We start from the raw sequence: 17118 nt of genomic DNA, 5'->3' as shown, positions 1-17118 counted from the left end.
TTGGACAAATTGGTGATTGAAGGCGGGAAACCACTCTCAGGAACCATAGTTATCCAAGGAGCGAAAAATGCCGCTTTGCCGATTCTGGCTGCCAGCTTATTGGCCGATGGCACAACAACATTAGATCATGTGCCAGATTTGCTAGATATTGATGTAATGCTGAACATTTTACGCGAATTAGGATGTCGGGCTGAGCATACTGGAGGAACGGTTGTACTGGATACGGAAACCGCACATATTTCCCATGTGCCGGAAGCTTTGATGAGGCAGATGCGTTCTTCTATTTTTTTGATGGGCCCCTTACTTGCTAGGTTTGGTGAAACGCAGGTGTATCAGCCAGGCGGCTGCGCGATAGGTGAACGAAAGATTGATCTACATTTGGAAGGTTTACAGGCACTTGGTGCAGAAATAGAAGAACTGGGTAATCGTATCATATGCCGTGCTGATAAATTACGCGGTGCAGACATTCATCTGAGTTTTCCGAGTGTGGGTGCTACGGAAAACATCATGATGGCTGCTGCGCTTGCAGAAGGCCGCACAACGATCAGTAATGCTGCAAGAGAGCCTGAGATTCAAGATTTGCAAGGCTTTCTGAACGCGATGGGCGCCAAAATCATGGGTGCTGGAACCGACACGATAACGATTGATGGGGTACAGTCGCTAACACCATGTCGTTATAAAATCATTCCAGATCGGATTGTAGCGGGTACAGTGATGGTAGCCGCTGCCGCTACGCGTGGGCAAGTCACTCTTCAGAATACACAGCCTGCTCATTTATCTTCATTAATTCATGTTCTTCGCCGCGCAGGTGTTCAAATTGTTATTGACGGTGATATAATTAAAGTTGGCTGTGCAGCTAGACCGAGAGCTGTCGAAAGAATCGTGACTTCTCCGTATCCGGCGTTTCCTACCGATTTGCAGTCACAGGTCATGGTTTTGCTAACGCTGGCTGATGGTGTGAGTGTATTGAAGGAGACGATTTTTGAAGGCAGATTGAAGCATGTGGATGAACTCTCACGCATGGGTGCAGACATTCGAGTAGATATGAATGCAGCTTTCATTCGCGGGGTTCCGAGGCTGTATGGCGCAACTGTTGAAGCAACCGATCTTCGAGCGGGTGCCGCTCTTGTTATTGCCGGATTAGCGGCGCAGGGGAGGACGGTCGTCGAGCAAATTCACCACATCGATCGAGGCTATGAGAAAATCGAAACGATGCTGTCTAGGCTTGGTGCGCGAATATCGAGATACACGCCTGTGCCTAATAACTAATACTATGCGCGTGAGCTGCTAGATAGAAACAGCCGGTACTCTTATTGATGCTAAGCGCAAGCTGAAGCATAGAGGATAACCGGATGTTTTTTGGGGAAAGAAGGGACAAGTTATGAGCGCGCAGATGCCTGTGTTAAAGGAACCTGCAAAAAAAAGAATGGGTAGTAAGAAGCTTTTGTATATTCTTATCCTATTATTTCTGGCTCTATTAGCCGTGTTGTTTTTTAATTCTTCTATTAGTAAGATTTCGGAAATTCAAATTGAGGGTACTAGATTTGTATCCAAAGATGAGATAAGTAAAACCTCAGGGATTTTGATTGGCGATGCTTTCTTCCGTACCTCTTCCAAAACGATTGAAGAAAGAGTGCTTACACTGCCGCAAATTAGTAAAGCAACAATAACCAAAGTATTTCCTGGTCTGTTGAAAATTCAAATTGAAGAGTTTCCCGTCGTTGCGTTCGAGCTTTCTAAGCAAGGCGAACTGACAGCGCTTTTATCGAATGGCACCACCGTGGAGGCGGATAACGACGAAATGCAGCTGGTGGACAAGCCGGTGCTATCTGGCTGGACGGAAAATGATCCCAATAAAGCAGAGCTTACGAAGCAACTTGGCAAAATTTCATCGAAGCAGCTGTCTGATTTATCTGAGATCATTCCATATCCTTCGACTGCTTATCCTGACAGGGTGATCATGTATACACGAACGAAATTCGAAGTTATCACTGCGGTTTCTGTGCTGCCCGAAAAAATCGAAGCATTGAACGCCGTAATTGAAACGCAGGAGCCGGGTAAAATAACGATGTTGCTAGCAGATACTTATGTTCCTTTTAAAACGGAAAGTCTAGAAAATGTAGACTCTGAACAAAAAGAGACTACTCAATAGCTTCAAAGAATGGTAGAATTTTATTTATCGCAATTAAACTCGCTGGGGCTGGATAACATTAGGTAATATAGGGTCTCGCAAGGGGCGAGGCTCGACATTAAGCGAAAAACAACGAAAAATCTGTTGAAAAAAGAGGGAAAATATTAAAGGCGTTGAATATGTAGAAAGACCTTAACAGTGTGGGAAAATAAATATTTATTTGAAACGGAGGTGCCGCAAGATGAGCAGCAACGACATCATCGTCAGTTTGGACATCGGTACATCCAAAGTTCGTGCTATTATTGGTGAAGTGAATAATGGAACCATTAATATTATTGGAGTTGGATCAGCCGACTCAGAGGGTATACGCAAAGGAGCAATTGTAGATATTGACCAAACTGTGCAGTCCATCCGCAATGCTGTAGAGCATGCGGAGCGCATGGTAGGCATTCAAATATCAGACGTTTATGTTGGGATTCAGGGCAATCATATTGCTCTTCAAACCAATCGAGGCGTCGTTGCAGTATCCAACGAGGATCGTGAGATTGGCGAGGAAGATATTGAACGTGTATTACAAGCAGCAAAAGTAGTCGCTCTTCCACCAGAGCGAGAGATTATTAATTTGGTACCAAAGCAGTACTTGGTTGATGGTTTGGAAGGTATTTCTGATCCGCGGGGTATGATTGGCGTTCGCCTAGAAGTTGAAGCGACAATCGTAACGGGAACGAAGACAGCTATACACAACCTAATGCGCTGCGTAGAGAAAGCCGGCTTACGTATTTCAGGAGTTATTTTGTTATCGCTGGCTTCTGGAGTTGTATCGCTTACAAAAGATGAGAAATCGATGGGTACCGTTCTTACGGACATCGGAGCGGGCTCTTGTACGATTGCCATATACGACCAAGGTGGCCTGGCAGCAACTTCGACGCTTCCAATTGGAGGCGAGTATGTGACTAATGATATTGCCTACGGCTTGCGCACGCAAAGCGATCAAGCTGAGAAAATCAAATTGAAGTACGGGTGCTCCAATGTTTTGGATGCAGCAGAAGATGTGAAGTTCAAAGTTGTGAGGATGGGCAGTAATGTGGAGAAGGAATTTTCACAAGTGGATCTCGCCAGCATTATTGAGCCCCGTATGCAAGAAATCTTCCATTTGATCAGGCAGGAAGTACGTAGACTAGGGTATGGAGACAAGGTTAACGGTTATGTACTGACTGGCGGCTCCGTATCGATGCCAGGAACGCTCGCTTTAGCACAAACCGAGCTGGAGTCTACTGTAAGAATCGCACTTCCAGATTATATTGGTGTCAGAGACCCTGCATTCAGCAGTGGAGTAGGGATGATACAATATGTGTCGAAGTATATGGGCGCTCGTGGAACTGGAGCAGTGAAGAAAACGGCAAGCCGCAAAGCAAATCCAACACCTTCAACTAAACCCGGTATGTTCGAGCGGATTAAGAGTATGTTTAATGAATTTATTTGAAAATATAAGATAATATAAGTTTCACCTTTGAAATATAGGAAAGCATATGGTTTCACCATCCTTTCTCTATATTTCTTGGAATGAAACGCGCCGCGCCGCCAGAGGACGGCGACAGCCGTTTCACCTTCTACGATGCTTATATTTTACCGCGAAACGTTGCTGTACCGTATCGCAGGATGCTAACAGCAGTTTACGCTTGACTGGGGGAAAATGAAAGATGTTGGAATTCGACTTTGAGCTTGAGTCGTTGGCTCAAATAAAAGTAATAGGTGTAGGCGGTGGTGGCAGCAATGCTGTCAACCGTATGATAGAGAACGGCGTTAAAGGTGTGGAGTTCATTACGGTGAACACGGATGCTCAGGCGCTTCATTTGGCGAAATCCGAGCATAAGTTGCAAATCGGCGATAAGCTTACACGCGGTTTGGGTGCCGGAGCTAATCCAGATGTTGGCAGCAAGGCTGCAGAAGAATCACGCGAAATCATCATGAACCAATTGAAAGGTTCAGACATGGTGTTTGTCACGGCAGGAATGGGCGGTGGCACCGGTACAGGTGCAGCACCTGTTATTGCTGAGATTGCTCGCGAATGCGGGGCATTGACAGTAGGGGTAGTAACAAGACCTTTTACATTCGAGGGCCGCAAACGTTCGGGACAAGCTGAGCTTGGGATCGAAGCACTGAAGGAAAAAGTAGATACGCTCATTGTTATTCCGAATGACCGTTTGCTTGAGATCGTAGACAAGAAAACGCCAATGCTTGAAGCATTCCGTGAAGCGGATAATGTGCTTCGTCAAGCCGTTCAAGGTATTTCTGATTTGATTGCTGTACCGGGTCTAATCAACCTTGACTTTGCAGACGTGAAAACGATTATGACGGAGCGCGGATCAGCGCTGATGGGTATCGGTATCGCTACTGGTGAGAACCGTGCGGCAGAAGCGGCAAGAAAAGCGATTCAGAGTCCGTTGCTTGAAACGTCGATTGACGGCGCACGCGGTGTGATTATGAACATTACGGGCGGCAGCAATCTATCTTTGTATGAAGTCAATGAAGCAGCCGAAATCGTTATCTCCGCATCCGATCCGGATGTCAACATGATTTTTGGTGCGATTATTGACGAGGATCTGAAAGATGAAATTAAAGTAACCGTTATTGCAACGGGATTCGAGCATAAGGCGCCTGCTCCGCGTCACGTGCCGCAACAAAAGCCAGAAGCGATCGATTCTAGACAACCTGGAACGACAAGTGGCGTTAAGCCTTTCGGCGCAAACAACACTTCAAGTGATCAACTGGAAATTCCAGCATTCCTTCGCAATCGCCCACGCAGCGATCGCTAGAGCACTAACTTTATCCGTCTTCTCCAATTATGGGGAGGGCGGATTTTTTGTGTACAGTCAGATAAGTATGCGCCAGCCCGTGGTTGTTGCAATTGGCGGTGGTATACATGGAGCTAAAGGGACGCTGTAAGTGCGCATATGCTCTTAAAGTGAAGAAGTAGAGCCGGTTGGTGTGCTGTAAGCGCACATATGCGCTAGAGCACTTGAACTGTGTAAACGGAGCTAAACGGAAGCTGTAAGCGCACATATGCTCTTACGTGGAAGAAGTAGAGCCAGTTGGCGGGCTGAAAGCGCAAATGTGCGCTTACAGAGCACCGGAACTGTGTAAATGGAGCTAAACGGAAGCTGTAAGCGCACATATGCTCTTATAGGGAAGAAGTAGAGCCGGTTAGTGGGTTGTAAGCGCAAATATGCGCTTACAGAGCGTCGTATATTAGCTATAACTCATGGGAGATCAATTCTAGCTGCTGCGGGTTTAGTTTGTAGCAGCGAACTCGCTGGGTGCCCTTGCCTGCTGGCAGCAACAGTTGTTTGTTGACCATGCTGTGAAGCAGCTTCTGAGCATTGCGTTTATCGATTTTTAGAAGCCGAATTACATCTGAAGGTCGAATGTGAAGCTGGGAATGAATGGCGTATCGTATCACTTCCAGCTGCAAGAATCGTTCTGCACTTGTTTCCTGCTTCCTGCCGATTAAGCTCCTACCCATAAATTGTTGAAGAAGCTGCTGACACATACGCGGCTTTTCTTTGATGTAGTCATAGGAGAAGCGCAGCAGCTTCCAGCCATCAAGTACGAGATGATTTTGGCGCATTAGGGAGTCTGAAAATTGCCAGCGTGAAGTTTCAGTTGCATGGGAACGAAAGCCGTCAATTTCTACTGCTAATTGTACGCCGTTTTTGATGTAGGCAAAGTCGAGATACCGAATGCCATCACGGAAATCGGCGATTTCATATTCCGGTACTAAACCGTCTAGCTCATGAAACGCGGGGAGCCATACATTCTCAAGAAATAGCTTCTCGGCATGTCCATGTCCTTGTTCTAATCTTCGCTTGCTATCGCCCTTTCGTTCCATTAGATGCTTGTCCAGCCATTGCTTATGAATTGCATGAAATGACAATCGCTCATCCTCCTCAGAAAATAAAAAAACACCGCATACTACGGGAGAAATTCGTTCCCTAGTAAGCGGTGTTCTTCACAGCTCTATATATCGAAAATCATAATACATCTTTCGTCACGGTACAAGTGGTATTGGCTTAATTCCTTTGCAATTTCTAAAATATGAGAAAGCACTCCTCTAGTTTATACAATAAGACAGTACAATCTCTATATTTTTCGGAATGAAACGCGCTGCGCTGCCAAGGACGGAGACAGTCGTTTCACCTTGTCAGCAAGCAGATTGAAAATTAGTAGTTTCTACGAGCAGTTGTGCTGCAAGTGATCTTTTGTAAACGAGCCGCTTTCATGTCAGTGTTTTGACGAAGGACCCAGGCGGTTTTTATACTCCTACTCGACAAAAAAAGATATGTCATGCTGTCATGAATAGACAGACTTTGAAATAGGATTTTAATATACTAGTCTCAATCGTTCTCTCGGGTGCCGGCTGCAGGCCCGTTTACCGCAAGTTGCAGGAAGGTGACCGAAGTGGCCATTTATGTAGATGTCATGTTTTTGCGAGAGCTGCTCGTGGATGGCGCAATTCTATTAACTTCCGCATGGGCGCGCAATCTGAAACCAAAGCCATGGCGAGTGTTAGTAGCTTCTGCTGTCGGAGCTTGTTATGTGGTGTTCATGCTTTTTCCGCAATTATCTTTTTTGTTTACGCTCGGAGTTAAGGTCGGGATATCGCTGTTCATGGTATGGATAGCATTCGGCTTTGCATCCATTCAGCATTATCTGCGAAATGTGGCGGCTTTCTATGCTGTTAACTTTGTTGCTGCGGGTGCTGTGCTTGGGCTGTATTATTTGTTCATGCAAGGTTCAGGCGAGGTATGGAGAACGATTACGTTCGTGAATGGCAGCATGCGTGTCGAGCTCAAGATGGGATTGTTTTATTTGATTGCTGCGTTTTGTATTGGACTTTATCTGTATCGTTCCGTGTTGACGCAGAAAAGAGAGCGGGAGTTGGTGCAGACACATTTGGCAGAGGTCAAAGTTTTGATTGGTGAACGGAACTATGTTTGTACGGGACTCATAGATACCGGCAATCAGCTTTATGATCCTCTTACGAGAACCCCTGTTATGGTTATGGAAGCATCCTTATGGCAAGATGATTTGCCCGAATCGTGGTTGAATAGCATACGAGATGCACAAGTAGATCGTCTTGTGGCGGGAATGGATGATCAGATCTTTGTTTGGCAAGATAGGCTCCGCCTTGTTCCATTCAGAGGCGTTAACCGAGGTTCGCAGTTCATGCTGGCGATAAAACCGGATGCGGTCGAGATAACTAGGGAAGGACAAGTTTTTGAAACGCGGAAGGTGCTGATCGGGCTGGACGGCGGCAAGCTGACGTCTGATGGGGCATATCGAGCCATTATCCATCCGTCTATGGTACAACAGTAAATTACGTATGCTCATACAAACGAGGAGGGATGGGCCAGATGCTCGTCAAGTACAAATTGATCTTTCAGTTATATTATTACCGTGTCATGTTTTTATTCGGATTAAAAAGTGAAGAGATTTATTACATTGGTGGAAGTGAAGCGCTACCACCGCCTTTAACACGTGAAGAGGAAGAATATTTGCTGGAAAAGCTGCCTACTGGCGATACGGCTATTCGCGCGATGCTGATTGAACGAAATTTAAGATTAGTCGTCTATATTGCTCGTAAGTTTGAAAATACCGGCATTCACATTGAAGATCTCGTATCAATCGGCGCGATAGGGCTAATAAAAGCAGTCAACACATTTGATCCTGAGAAGAAGATTAAGCTTGCTACCTATGCCTCGCGTTGTATTGAAAATGAAATATTGATGTACTTGCGCCGTAACAGCAAGACACGGACAGAAGTTTCTTTCGACGAACCGCTTAATATTGATTGGGATGGAAACGAGCTGCTCCTCTCCGATGTGCTCGGAACAGAGAATGATACGATTTATCGCAACATTGAAGAACAGGTTGACCGGAAGCTGCTTCATAAAGCACTCGATAAGCTGTCGGAGCGCGAGCGGATTATTATGGAGCTGCGCTTTGGTCTGGCTGATGGCGAAGAGAAAACGCAAAAGGATGTAGCTGATCTTCTTGGTATTTCACAATCCTATATTTCTCGTCTGGAGAAGCGAATTATAAAAAGATTACGCAAGGAATTTAACAAAATGGTGTAATCCCGCACCCTGCCTACAGTTGTCGAATGATGTCGCAATAGGAATAAAAAGGCCTCCTGAGGAGATAATGTACATTAATGTTTCTCCTTGGGAGGTAATCACGTTGACCCGAAATAAAGTCGAGATCTGTGGAGTGGATACTTCGAAACTGCCCGTCCTGAATAATGTCGAAATGAGAGAATTGTTTACGGCATTGCAAACCCGCAATGAGTGGGCAGCAAGAGAGAAATTAGTTAACGGCAACCTGCGGCTAGTGCTTAGCGTTATACAACGGTTCAATAATAGGGGAGAGTTTGTAGACGACTTATTCCAAGTCGGCTGCATCGGACTTATGAAGGCGATAGATAATTTCGATCTTGGCCAAAATGTCAAATTTTCTACCTATGCCGTACCGATGATTATCGGAGAAATACGCCGTTACTTGCGAGATAACAACCCGATACGCGTATCGAGGAGCTTGAGGGACATTGCCTACAAGGCGCTTCAGGTGAGGGACAGCTTGACGAATAGAAACTCGCGCGAGCCAACGATATTTGAAATATCAGAGGCGTTGAATGTTCCAAAAGAAGATGTAGTATTCGCTCTTGATGCGATTCAAGACCCGGTATCGCTGTTCGAGCCGATTTATCATGATGGGGGAGATCCGATCTACGTCATGGATCAAATCAGCGACGAGCGCAATAAGGATGTATCGTGGATAGAGGAAATTGCGCTTCGCGAAGCGATGCATAAGCTGAATGATCGGGAAAAAATGATTTTATCTATGCGCTTTTTCGAAGGAAAAACGCAAATGGAAGTTGCCGATGAAATCGGCATCTCACAGGCGCAGGTTTCAAGACTTGAGAAGTCGGCTATCCAACAAATGCAAAAACATGTAAAGACCTAAAAAAACGGTGCCGCGAGGCACCGTTTTTTTGCGTAAATACGGTACATAAGGTAATCCATGCATTCAAAAGATTAAACGTGAAAGAAAAAGGCATAGCTGGGCGCAAGCATAGGTTCCAAACCGTGCAACGGTATATCCCTAGTGCGTTTAAAAGTTTGTATGAGCTTGTATGAAATCATGTGCAGCCAACTGTTTTTTTGAACAGAAGGACATTTTGGGCGAAATGCTCATATAGTTATAGGAGAGGTAAATGGACGATCACTCTACTTGAAAAGTGGTGAACGGAATTGAAAATATCTGATTTTCAGACTAAGGATGTCATTAATATTGTAGATGGGAAAAAACTAGGCCAAATTAGTGATTTGGAGCTTGATTTGCGTCAGGGACGCATTGATTCAATCGTCGTACCCCAGTTTACAAAGTTTTTGGGGATGTTCGGCGGCGGAGGTACAGAGGTTGTTATCCCATGGCGCAATATTGTAAAAATCGGAGCCGATGTTGTGCTCGTTCGGATGGATGATACGAAACAGCTGCGCCCGGAGGAAGAGGATTTGCACGCTCGTTCATAACAGGATAAACTGGCTATAGCTGGCTTGCGATGCAAGTCAATAATAGAGGTGAAACAAAATGGAAGCATTTGAACGTAAGCAATCGGCGAAGGAACCTTCGCTTTTTTTATTGTCACAATGGAACGAACGTTATGCAGGCATGACTGCGGGATTTACAGGGAGGGACGGTGGCGTTAGCCAAGCGCCATGGGCTTCGTTCAATATGGGGATGCATGTGGGTGATTCGGATCAAGACGTCATTGCGAACCGTAAACGGTTGACGAACGCGATAGCGTGGAGCTTTGAGGCGTGGACCTGCGCGGAGCAGGTGCATGGGAATCGCGTCTCGCAGGTTAGGGAGCAAGACAGAGGACGCGGAAGAGCCTCGCTGGATGATGTGCTTAAGGATTGTGATGCCATCATGACGGACGTGCCTGGTGTGCTGCTCGCGTCTTTCTATGCCGACTGTGTACCGCTATATTTCTATGATCCACAGCATCATGCCGTTGCCCTTGCGCATGCAGGCTGGAAGGGAACCGTCCAGCAAATTGCTGCGGAGACGGTACGAGCGATGCAGGAAGCTTACGGCACGAGCCCTGAGCGTCTGATCGCGGCGATAGGACCATCCATTGGAAGCTGCTGCTATGAGGTTGACGGCCCTGTTATTGCGCATGTTGAGCGGCTTCTGGATGAACTTAAATTAGAAGAGGGGGAGGCAAATAAGCTGCTTCTGAAGGGCCCGAGCGGCAAGGCGAGCTTGAACTTGAAAGAAATAAACCGACAGATTATGATAAAAGCAGGAATTTTGCCGATCGGTATCGAATTAACAGAGTGGTGCACCGGATGCAGGACGGATTTATTCTATTCTCATCGCAAAGAAGGTGGCATGACCGGCCGCATGGCCAGTTGGATTGGCATTCAGGAGAGGTGAACCATGTCGTTAACTTTTGAAGATAGAATACTGCTCGTAGAAGACAGAATAGCGAGAGCTTGCGAGCGATCAGGACGCAGCAGGGACGATGTGCAGATTATTGCCGTCACTAAATACGTGTCTTTGGACACAACAAAGGCAGCACTTGCCCATTGTTTTCGTCAATTAGGTGAAAATAGATGGCAGGATGCACAGGAGAAATGGGAAGCGATTACCGAGAACACAGGTTCAGGAACAGACGATCAGCCTGTCTGGCATTTTATCGGTTCATTGCAATCGAATAAAGTAAAGGATGTCATCGGGAAATTTACATACATGCATTCGTTGGACAGGCTGTCGCTTGCGGAGACGATTGATAAACGGGCTAAACAGCTCGGCATTGTCGTTCCCTGCTTTATTCAGGTCAATGTGTCAGGAGAAGGCACGAAGCAAGGTTTAGCTCCTCAGGAGCTTCCGCTGTTCGTGGAGCAATTGGCTCGGTTCAAAGGCATAACCCCTATTGGTCTTATGACAATGGCACCGTATGAAGCTGAACCCGAGCAAACAAGGCCGGTGTTCAAAGCGCTGCGCGAGCTACGTGATGAGATCCAAAGCAGCTCAGAGTACGGTCATACGATCACCCATTTATCAATGGGGATGTCGAATGATTTTGATGTAGCGATTGAAGAAGGCGCAACTTGGATCCGATTAGGTACGATACTTGTAGGAAAAGAGGAGGAATAGACAATGAGTGTCATGAATAAAGTGATGAGCTTTCTCGGCTTGCAGGATGAAGAAGAAGTTGTAGAGAGAGAACGGGTTGTTCAACCAGAAGAGCAAGAAGCTGAAACTTCTCCCTTCGAAGCACGTAAAAACTCAAAGAGCAATAACGTCGTCAGCATCCACTCGCAGAAAAATGTTCGCGTGGTGCTTAGCGAGCCTCGTTCTTATGATGAAGCGCAAGAGATTGCAGATCATCTGCGTTCGCGGCGTGCTGTTATTGTGAATCTGCAACGCGTGCGCAATGATCTTGCTGTTCGGATTGTTGATTTCCTTAGCGGCACAGTGTACGCTTTAAGCGGAAGCATATCTAAGCTTGGCCCCAACATTTTTCTATGCACGCCTGATTCAGTGGAAATTCAAGGTGCTATAACGGAAATGCTGGCGGAGGAGAACGACTACAACAAAATGAGGTGACCTTGAGTTAATGAATGAAGTTTATAGCATAATTAAATTAGCCCAGCAGATCTACACGTTTATGATTATCGGTTACGTACTTCTCTCTTGGCTACCGAATGCTCGAGAGAGCTTTATCGGCGTCTTTCTGGGCAAGGCTGTAGAGCCGTACTTAGGCATATTCAGAAGATTTATACCGCCAATTGGAGGCATGCTGGACCTATCTCCGATTCTAGCTGTATTCGCGCTTCAATTCGTAGCAGCAGGCTTAATTGCAGTAATTGGATTTTTTATTTAAAGGAATGATCACGCATGAAACAAGGCATATACAATCATTTCCATCCCGATGAGAAACCTTTTGTTGATCGGGCTGAGGAATGGATCGAGCGGTCCGCACAGCAGCATGAGCTGAAGCGGACCGATTTTTTAGACCCTAGGCAAGTGCAGATTGTTACGATTCTTGCTAACCGCCATCCGGATGTTCATGTACGCTTCGATGGTGGATACGAGCAAGCAGAGCGCAAGCGCGCGATTATTGGGCCTGATTACCGAGATTTGGATGACGAGAGCACAGGCATTTCTGTGCTTTCTGTCAATGGGCCAGGCCAAGCGCAGCTTGAATTAGATCACGGCGATTTTTTGGGTGCCTTACTCGGACTCGGCATTAAACGCGATCGGATTGGCGATATCCATGTGCATGAGCAGTTTTGTCATATTGTCGTTATGGATGAAATAGCCGATTATTTAAACATACATTTGAGACAAGTTCATCGCATCAGTGTTCTGACCGACACACTCCCCTTGGCACAGCTGCAGACGGTCGTACCTAAGCTGGAGGAAATGAGCTTATCTGTTGCTTCCATGAGGCTCGATGGCATTGCAAGCGATGTCTATCGCATTAGCCGTTCCAAAATCGTTGATCCGATTCGCGCTGGCAGATGCCGTGTGAATTGGAAGTCGGAGGAGGATCCCTCGGAGCAGCTTAAGGCTGGCGATATCGTTTCCTTCAAGGGACTCGGTCGATTCAAAGTACTGGAAGTGGATGGCGTGACAAAAAAAGGCAGGATTCGAGTCAAGGTTGGTAAATTTATTTGACCGGATGCAGGATTCTACCTTTGCTTGTCGAATTTGTTCTCATTCAAATTGTATTTCTCGGTTGCAAGGGTCATAAATATATAGAGGAGGTGCGCCAATGCCGTTATCGCCATTGGACATACACAACAAAGAGTTTGGCCGGAGATTACGCGGTTATGACGAGGATGAAGTCAACGAATTTCTTGATCAGGTCATCAAAGACTATGAGTCATTAATTCGTGAAAATAAAGAGATGCAAAACCAAGTGCTTGGTTTGCAGGAGCGTCTGAACCATTTCACCAACATTGAAGAAACGTTGAGCAAAACGATTATTGTTGCACAGGAAGCTGCGGATGAGGTAAGAAGCAATGCGAAGAAGGAAGCGCAGCTTATCATCAAAGAGTCGGAGAAGAATGCTGACCGCATTATCAATGACTCGCTAGCGAAATCCCGCAAAGTTTCACTTGAGGTCGAGGAACTGAAGAAACAAGCTTCCGTTTACCGTGCCCGCTTTCGCACATTGGTAGAAGCACAGCTAGAGCTGCTCTCTGTAGATGGATGGGATACGCTTGAACCGCATTCGAGACAGTCGGAGCATGAGTTGACTCGAGGCTAGCACTCGCAACATTAGGTGAATTGCTATTTGACATTTGACCCTACGGTAAGCTATAACTATTAGTAATAAATTGATGATTCAAACTTCGCTGATAAGAACAAGTACGTTTTAGCTTCACTCCTCAGAGAGCCGGCGGCAGCTGAAAGCCCGGCGTGTGTGCTATTACGGAATATCCTCTTTGAGAAGCGGCGCCGAACCTGCGTGAGCAGCAGTAAGTGCTGACGGCTGTCCCCCGTTATAGGGAACACGAACGACATGTTCAAATATAGGAAAGTATAGCTTTCGGTTATACATTCTCTATATTTCTTGGAATGAAACGCGCCGCGCTGCCAGATGAGGGCGATAGCCGTTTCGCCTTGGTGACTAAGGTGCCGCATGAAGCACAGCGCAATTGGGCTGTATCCTTCAGTTGCTTGCTTATCATATGATAAGACTTGCTAGCGGAACAAGGGTGGTAACGCGACTAAGCCTCGTCCCTTCTCATAGGGATGAGGCTTTATTTTTGTTTACAAACAGGAGGCTGAAGAGATGCAACGCGTAGATGTTAAAGAACGTGCCCGTACTCGCGAGATGCGTGTGCTGAATCAATGGAAGACAGAAGATACCTTTAAGAAATCGATCTCAAACCGGGAAGGCAAGCCAAACTTCGTGTTTTATGAAGGCCCGCCAACCGCAAACGGTGCACCGCATATCGGCCACGTACTTGGCCGCGTAATCAAAGACTTTATTTGCCGCTATAAGACTATGGCTGGCTACCGCGTCATTCGTAAAGCTGGATGGGACACACATGGTCTTCCAGTTGAGCTCGGCGTTGAGAAGCAGCTAGGCATATCCGGCAAGCAAGAGATTGAAGAATATGGCGTTGAGAAGTTTGTGAAAAAATGTAAGGACAGCGTGTTCGAATATGAGAAGCAATGGCGTGAGTTGACAGAGGCAATTGCTTATTGGACAGATCTAGACAATCCTTATATCACGTTGAAGAACCAATATATCGAAAGTGTATGGCATATTTTATCCACGATTCACGGGAAAGGCTTACTGTACCGTGGTCACCGGGTGAGTCCATATTGTCCGGATTGCCAAACTACGTTGAGCTCGCATGAGGTAGCCCAAGGCTATGAAGACGTTAAGGATCTAAGTGCAACAGCGAAGTTCAAGCTTGTAGAGACTGGTGAGTTCGTCCTAGCTTGGACGACAACGCCTTGGACGCTTCCGGCGAACGTTGCGCTTGCTGTAAACGCTGAGCTTAATTATGTTCGTGCTTCCAAAAACGGTGAGGTTTATATCGTAGCTGAGAACTTAGCTGAAAAAGTGCTAAAGGACGATTACGAAGTGTTGTCGGTCGTCAAGGGGTCTGAGCTTGCAGGTTTAAGCTACGAGCCGCCATACAACTATGTGGCTATCGACAAGGGACACATCATTATTGCTGCCGACTTTGTTAGCGATACAAGCGGAACAGGTATCGTTCATATCGCGCCTGCGCATGGTGAGGACGATTACCGAGTATCTCGTGAGAACGGCATCAGCATGCTGAGTGTTGTCGATCTTGCAGGCCGTTATGTAGCAGAAGTAACAGATTTTGCTGGTCGCTTCGTGAAGGATGCAGAGCTCGATATTGATATCGTCAAAAATTTGAGCGAACGCGGTTTACTGTATTCGAAAGAGCGTTATGAGCATAGCTATCCATTCTGCTGGCGCTGCAAATCTCCGCTGATCTATTACGCGATGGAGAGCTGGTTCATTAATACAACTGCCGTTAAGGATCAATTGATCGCAAACAACAACAGCGTTGATTGGTATCCAGGTCATATTCGCGATGGCCGCTTCGGGAAGTTTCTTGAGGATCTAGTGGATTGGAACATCAGCCGCAACCGTTATTGGGGTACGCCGCTGAATGTGTGGGTTTGTGAAGTGACAGGCAAGGAATATTCACCGGGCAGCATTGCTGATTTGAGAGCGATGGCGATTGGTGAAGTACCAGAGGATATTGAGCTTCATAAGCCTTACGTTGACGGTATTAAGCTTAAATCTCCGTTCGCTGAAGGTGCGGAAATGATCCGTACACCAGAAGTAATTGACGTATGGTTCGATAGCGGATCTATGCCTTTCGCACAGCATCACCATCCTTTCGAGAACGAAGAGCAATTCGCAGAGCAATATCCAGCAGACATCATTTGCGAAGGTATTGACCAAACACGGGGCTGGTTCTACAGCTTGCTCGCCGTATCAACACTTTATAATGGCAAGGCACCTTACAAAGCGGTAATCTCGACTGGACATATTTTGGACGAAAACGGTCAGAAAATGTCCAAGTCAAAAGGTAATGTTATTGACCCTTGGGAGATCATCAATGAGTATGGAACAGATGCGTTCCGCTGGGCATTGCTGGCTGACAGCGCGCCGTGGAACAGCAAACGTTTCTCTCGCGGCATCGTTGGTGAAGCAAAATCGAAGGTTATAGATACGATTGTAAATACACATGCTTTCTTCGCTTTGTATGCTTCAATTGACGGCTTTAATTATAGCGAGCATGAGGAGAAGAAATCAGACAACAAGCTTGATCGTTGGATTGTTTCGCGCCTGAATAGCTTAATCAATACCGTTAATAAAGGTCTTGAAGTCAATGATTTCCTGAATCCGGCGAAATCGATCGAGGTTTTTGTTGATGAGCTGAGCAACTGGTATATCCGCCGTTCTCGTGACCGATTCTGGGGAAGCGGGCTTACAGCTGATAAATTAGCTGCATACCAGACACTTCGCAACGTGCTGCTAACGTTGTCGCGTGTAATAGCTCCTTATGCGCCATTGCTGGCAGAGGATGTCTACGGCAATTTAGGCGGCGAAGGCAGTGTGCACCTCGCGGACTACCCGAAAGCGGACGAGGCAGCGATTGATGAGACGCTGGAGCGCGACATGGAGAGCGCGAAGCAGGTCGTTGAGCTGGCTCGCAACGTGCGCAATGAAACGGGCATCAAGACACGCCAGCCTTTATCGGAGCTCATCGTATCACTTGACCGAGACTTTAACGTATCGGACTACGAGGATATTGTGAAGGACGAAATAAATGTGAAGTCGATCACCGTTCAACATTCAGACAGCGGCTTTGTTGATTTCACACTTAAGCTGAATTTGAAGGTCGCAGGTAAGAAATACGGTAAAAACGTTGGACCGATCCAAGCACAATTGAAAGGTTTGGATGCAGAACAAACGCGCAGCATCGTAAATGGAGGAAGCTTTGAATTTACGGGAGCGGACGGCGAGCAGCTATCCATTGCTGTTGATGAGCTTCTAGTTGAGAAGCAAGCGAAGTCAGGTTTTGCATCCGCATCCAGCAATGGTGTAACCGTTGCGCTGAATACGGACATCACACCAGAGCTAGAACAAGAGGGCTGGGTTCGCGAAGTCATTCGCGCCGTTCAGGATACGCGTAAGAAGTTAGATCTTCCGATTGAGAAGCGCATTGATCTGGTGCTAGACGTGGACGCAGAGCTTAAAGCGTCACTCGATGCATTCGAACAGGTGCTGCGGGATAACGTGCTTGTGCAGACGGTGGTCTTCGAAGCGTTGCCGGAAATGGAAAGAGTTGCGCTTGGCGACAAAGAAATAGGGATTTTCATCCGAGGTTAAGGTTATAGTATAG

16 protein-coding genes and 1 other annotated feature are annotated in these 17118 nt (G+C 46.5%); of the genes, 15 read left to right on the top strand and 1 reads right to left on the bottom strand.

Annotation, left to right across the window (positions count from 1 at the left end; all coding sequences use genetic code 11):
* The 4 genes from murA to ftsZ all read left to right on the top strand — a co-directional run bounded on the left by murA (position 1) and on the right by ftsZ (position 4947).
* Entirely contained in the window at positions 1-1269 is a 1269-nt protein-coding gene (gene murA, locus FGT79_RS06495; RefSeq protein WP_138751917.1) for a UDP-N-acetylglucosamine 1-carboxyvinyltransferase, read from the top strand.
* Between the two features lie 112 nt (positions 1270-1381).
* Entirely contained in the window at positions 1382-2152 is a 771-nt protein-coding gene (locus FGT79_RS06490; RefSeq protein WP_138751916.1) for a cell division protein FtsQ/DivIB, read from the top strand.
* Positions 2153-2372: 220 nt separating this feature from the next.
* Complete coding sequence (ftsA, locus tag FGT79_RS06485; protein WP_138751915.1) at positions 2373-3614, top strand: cell division protein FtsA; 1242 nt, start codon at positions 2373-2375, stop codon at positions 3612-3614.
* Positions 3615-3831: 217 nt separating this feature from the next.
* Positions 3832-4947 carry a cell division protein FtsZ gene (gene ftsZ, locus FGT79_RS06480; RefSeq protein WP_138751914.1) on the top strand — a complete coding sequence of 372 codons (1116 nt, stop codon included), beginning with the start codon at positions 3832-3834 and terminating at the stop codon, positions 4945-4947.
* Positions 4948-5384: 437 nt separating this feature from the next.
* Here ftsZ and FGT79_RS06475 read toward each other — a convergent pair whose 3' ends face one another.
* Positions 5385-6065, bottom strand: a complete 681-nt coding sequence (locus FGT79_RS06475; protein ID WP_246096179.1) for a DNA-binding response regulator — start codon at positions 6063-6065, stop codon at positions 5385-5387.
* A 524-nt stretch (positions 6066-6589) separates the two neighbouring features.
* Here FGT79_RS06475 and spoIIGA point away from each other — a divergent pair.
* From spoIIGA to ileS, 11 genes are all read left to right on the top strand, one after another.
* Positions 6590-7507, top strand: coding sequence for a sigma-E processing peptidase SpoIIGA (gene spoIIGA, locus FGT79_RS06470; RefSeq protein ID WP_138751913.1), 918 nt, complete (start codon positions 6590-6592; stop codon positions 7505-7507).
* Positions 7508-7545: 38 nt separating this feature from the next.
* On the top strand, positions 7546-8268 hold the full coding sequence (gene sigE, locus FGT79_RS06465) for an RNA polymerase sporulation sigma factor SigE (RefSeq protein WP_138751912.1): 723 nt from the start codon (positions 7546-7548) through the stop codon (positions 8266-8268).
* A gap of 103 nt (positions 8269-8371) precedes the next feature.
* Positions 8372-9154 carry an RNA polymerase sporulation sigma factor SigG gene (gene sigG / locus FGT79_RS06460; protein WP_138751911.1) on the top strand — a complete coding sequence of 261 codons (783 nt, stop codon included), beginning with the start codon at positions 8372-8374 and terminating at the stop codon, positions 9152-9154.
* Between the two features lie 287 nt (positions 9155-9441).
* A complete protein-coding gene (locus FGT79_RS06455) occupies positions 9442-9723 on the top strand; it encodes a YlmC/YmxH family sporulation protein (protein WP_138751910.1) in 282 nt (93 codons plus the stop codon).
* 58 nt (positions 9724-9781) lie between these two features.
* Positions 9782-10633, top strand: coding sequence for a peptidoglycan editing factor PgeF (gene pgeF, locus FGT79_RS06450; RefSeq protein WP_138751909.1), 852 nt, complete (start codon positions 9782-9784; stop codon positions 10631-10633).
* A gap of 3 nt (positions 10634-10636) precedes the next feature.
* Entirely contained in the window at positions 10637-11356 is a 720-nt protein-coding gene (locus FGT79_RS06445; RefSeq protein WP_138751908.1) for a YggS family pyridoxal phosphate-dependent enzyme, read from the top strand.
* Between the two features lie 3 nt (positions 11357-11359).
* On the top strand, positions 11360-11809 hold the full coding sequence (locus FGT79_RS06440; RefSeq protein WP_138751907.1) for a cell division protein SepF: 450 nt from the start codon (positions 11360-11362) through the stop codon (positions 11807-11809).
* Between the two features lie 10 nt (positions 11810-11819).
* Positions 11820-12086, top strand: coding sequence for a YggT family protein (locus FGT79_RS06435; RefSeq protein WP_138751906.1), 267 nt, complete (start codon positions 11820-11822; stop codon positions 12084-12086).
* A gap of 14 nt (positions 12087-12100) precedes the next feature.
* Positions 12101-12883, top strand: coding sequence for a YlmH family RNA-binding protein (locus tag FGT79_RS06430; protein ID WP_138751905.1), 783 nt, complete (start codon positions 12101-12103; stop codon positions 12881-12883).
* 97 nt (positions 12884-12980) lie between these two features.
* Entirely contained in the window at positions 12981-13478 is a 498-nt protein-coding gene (locus FGT79_RS06425) for a DivIVA domain-containing protein (RefSeq protein WP_138751904.1), read from the top strand.
* A 79-nt stretch (positions 13479-13557) separates the two neighbouring features.
* Positions 13558-13959, top strand: a binding site (T-box leader).
* Between the two features lie 47 nt (positions 13960-14006).
* The gene (gene ileS, locus FGT79_RS06420) at positions 14007-17105 is read left to right on the top strand and encodes an isoleucine--tRNA ligase (protein ID WP_138751903.1); all 3099 of its coding nucleotides are present in this window, start codon (positions 14007-14009) and stop codon (positions 17103-17105) included.
* The last annotated feature ends 13 nt before the right edge of the window (positions 17106-17118 follow it).

The sequence above is a fragment of the Paenibacillus sinopodophylli genome (assembly GCF_005930355.1).
GTDB lineage: Bacteria > Bacillota > Bacilli > Paenibacillales > Paenibacillaceae > Pristimantibacillus > Pristimantibacillus sinopodophylli.
Note: the sequence above shows the minus strand (reverse complement) of the source record. Positions and strands in the feature narration are given on the sequence as shown.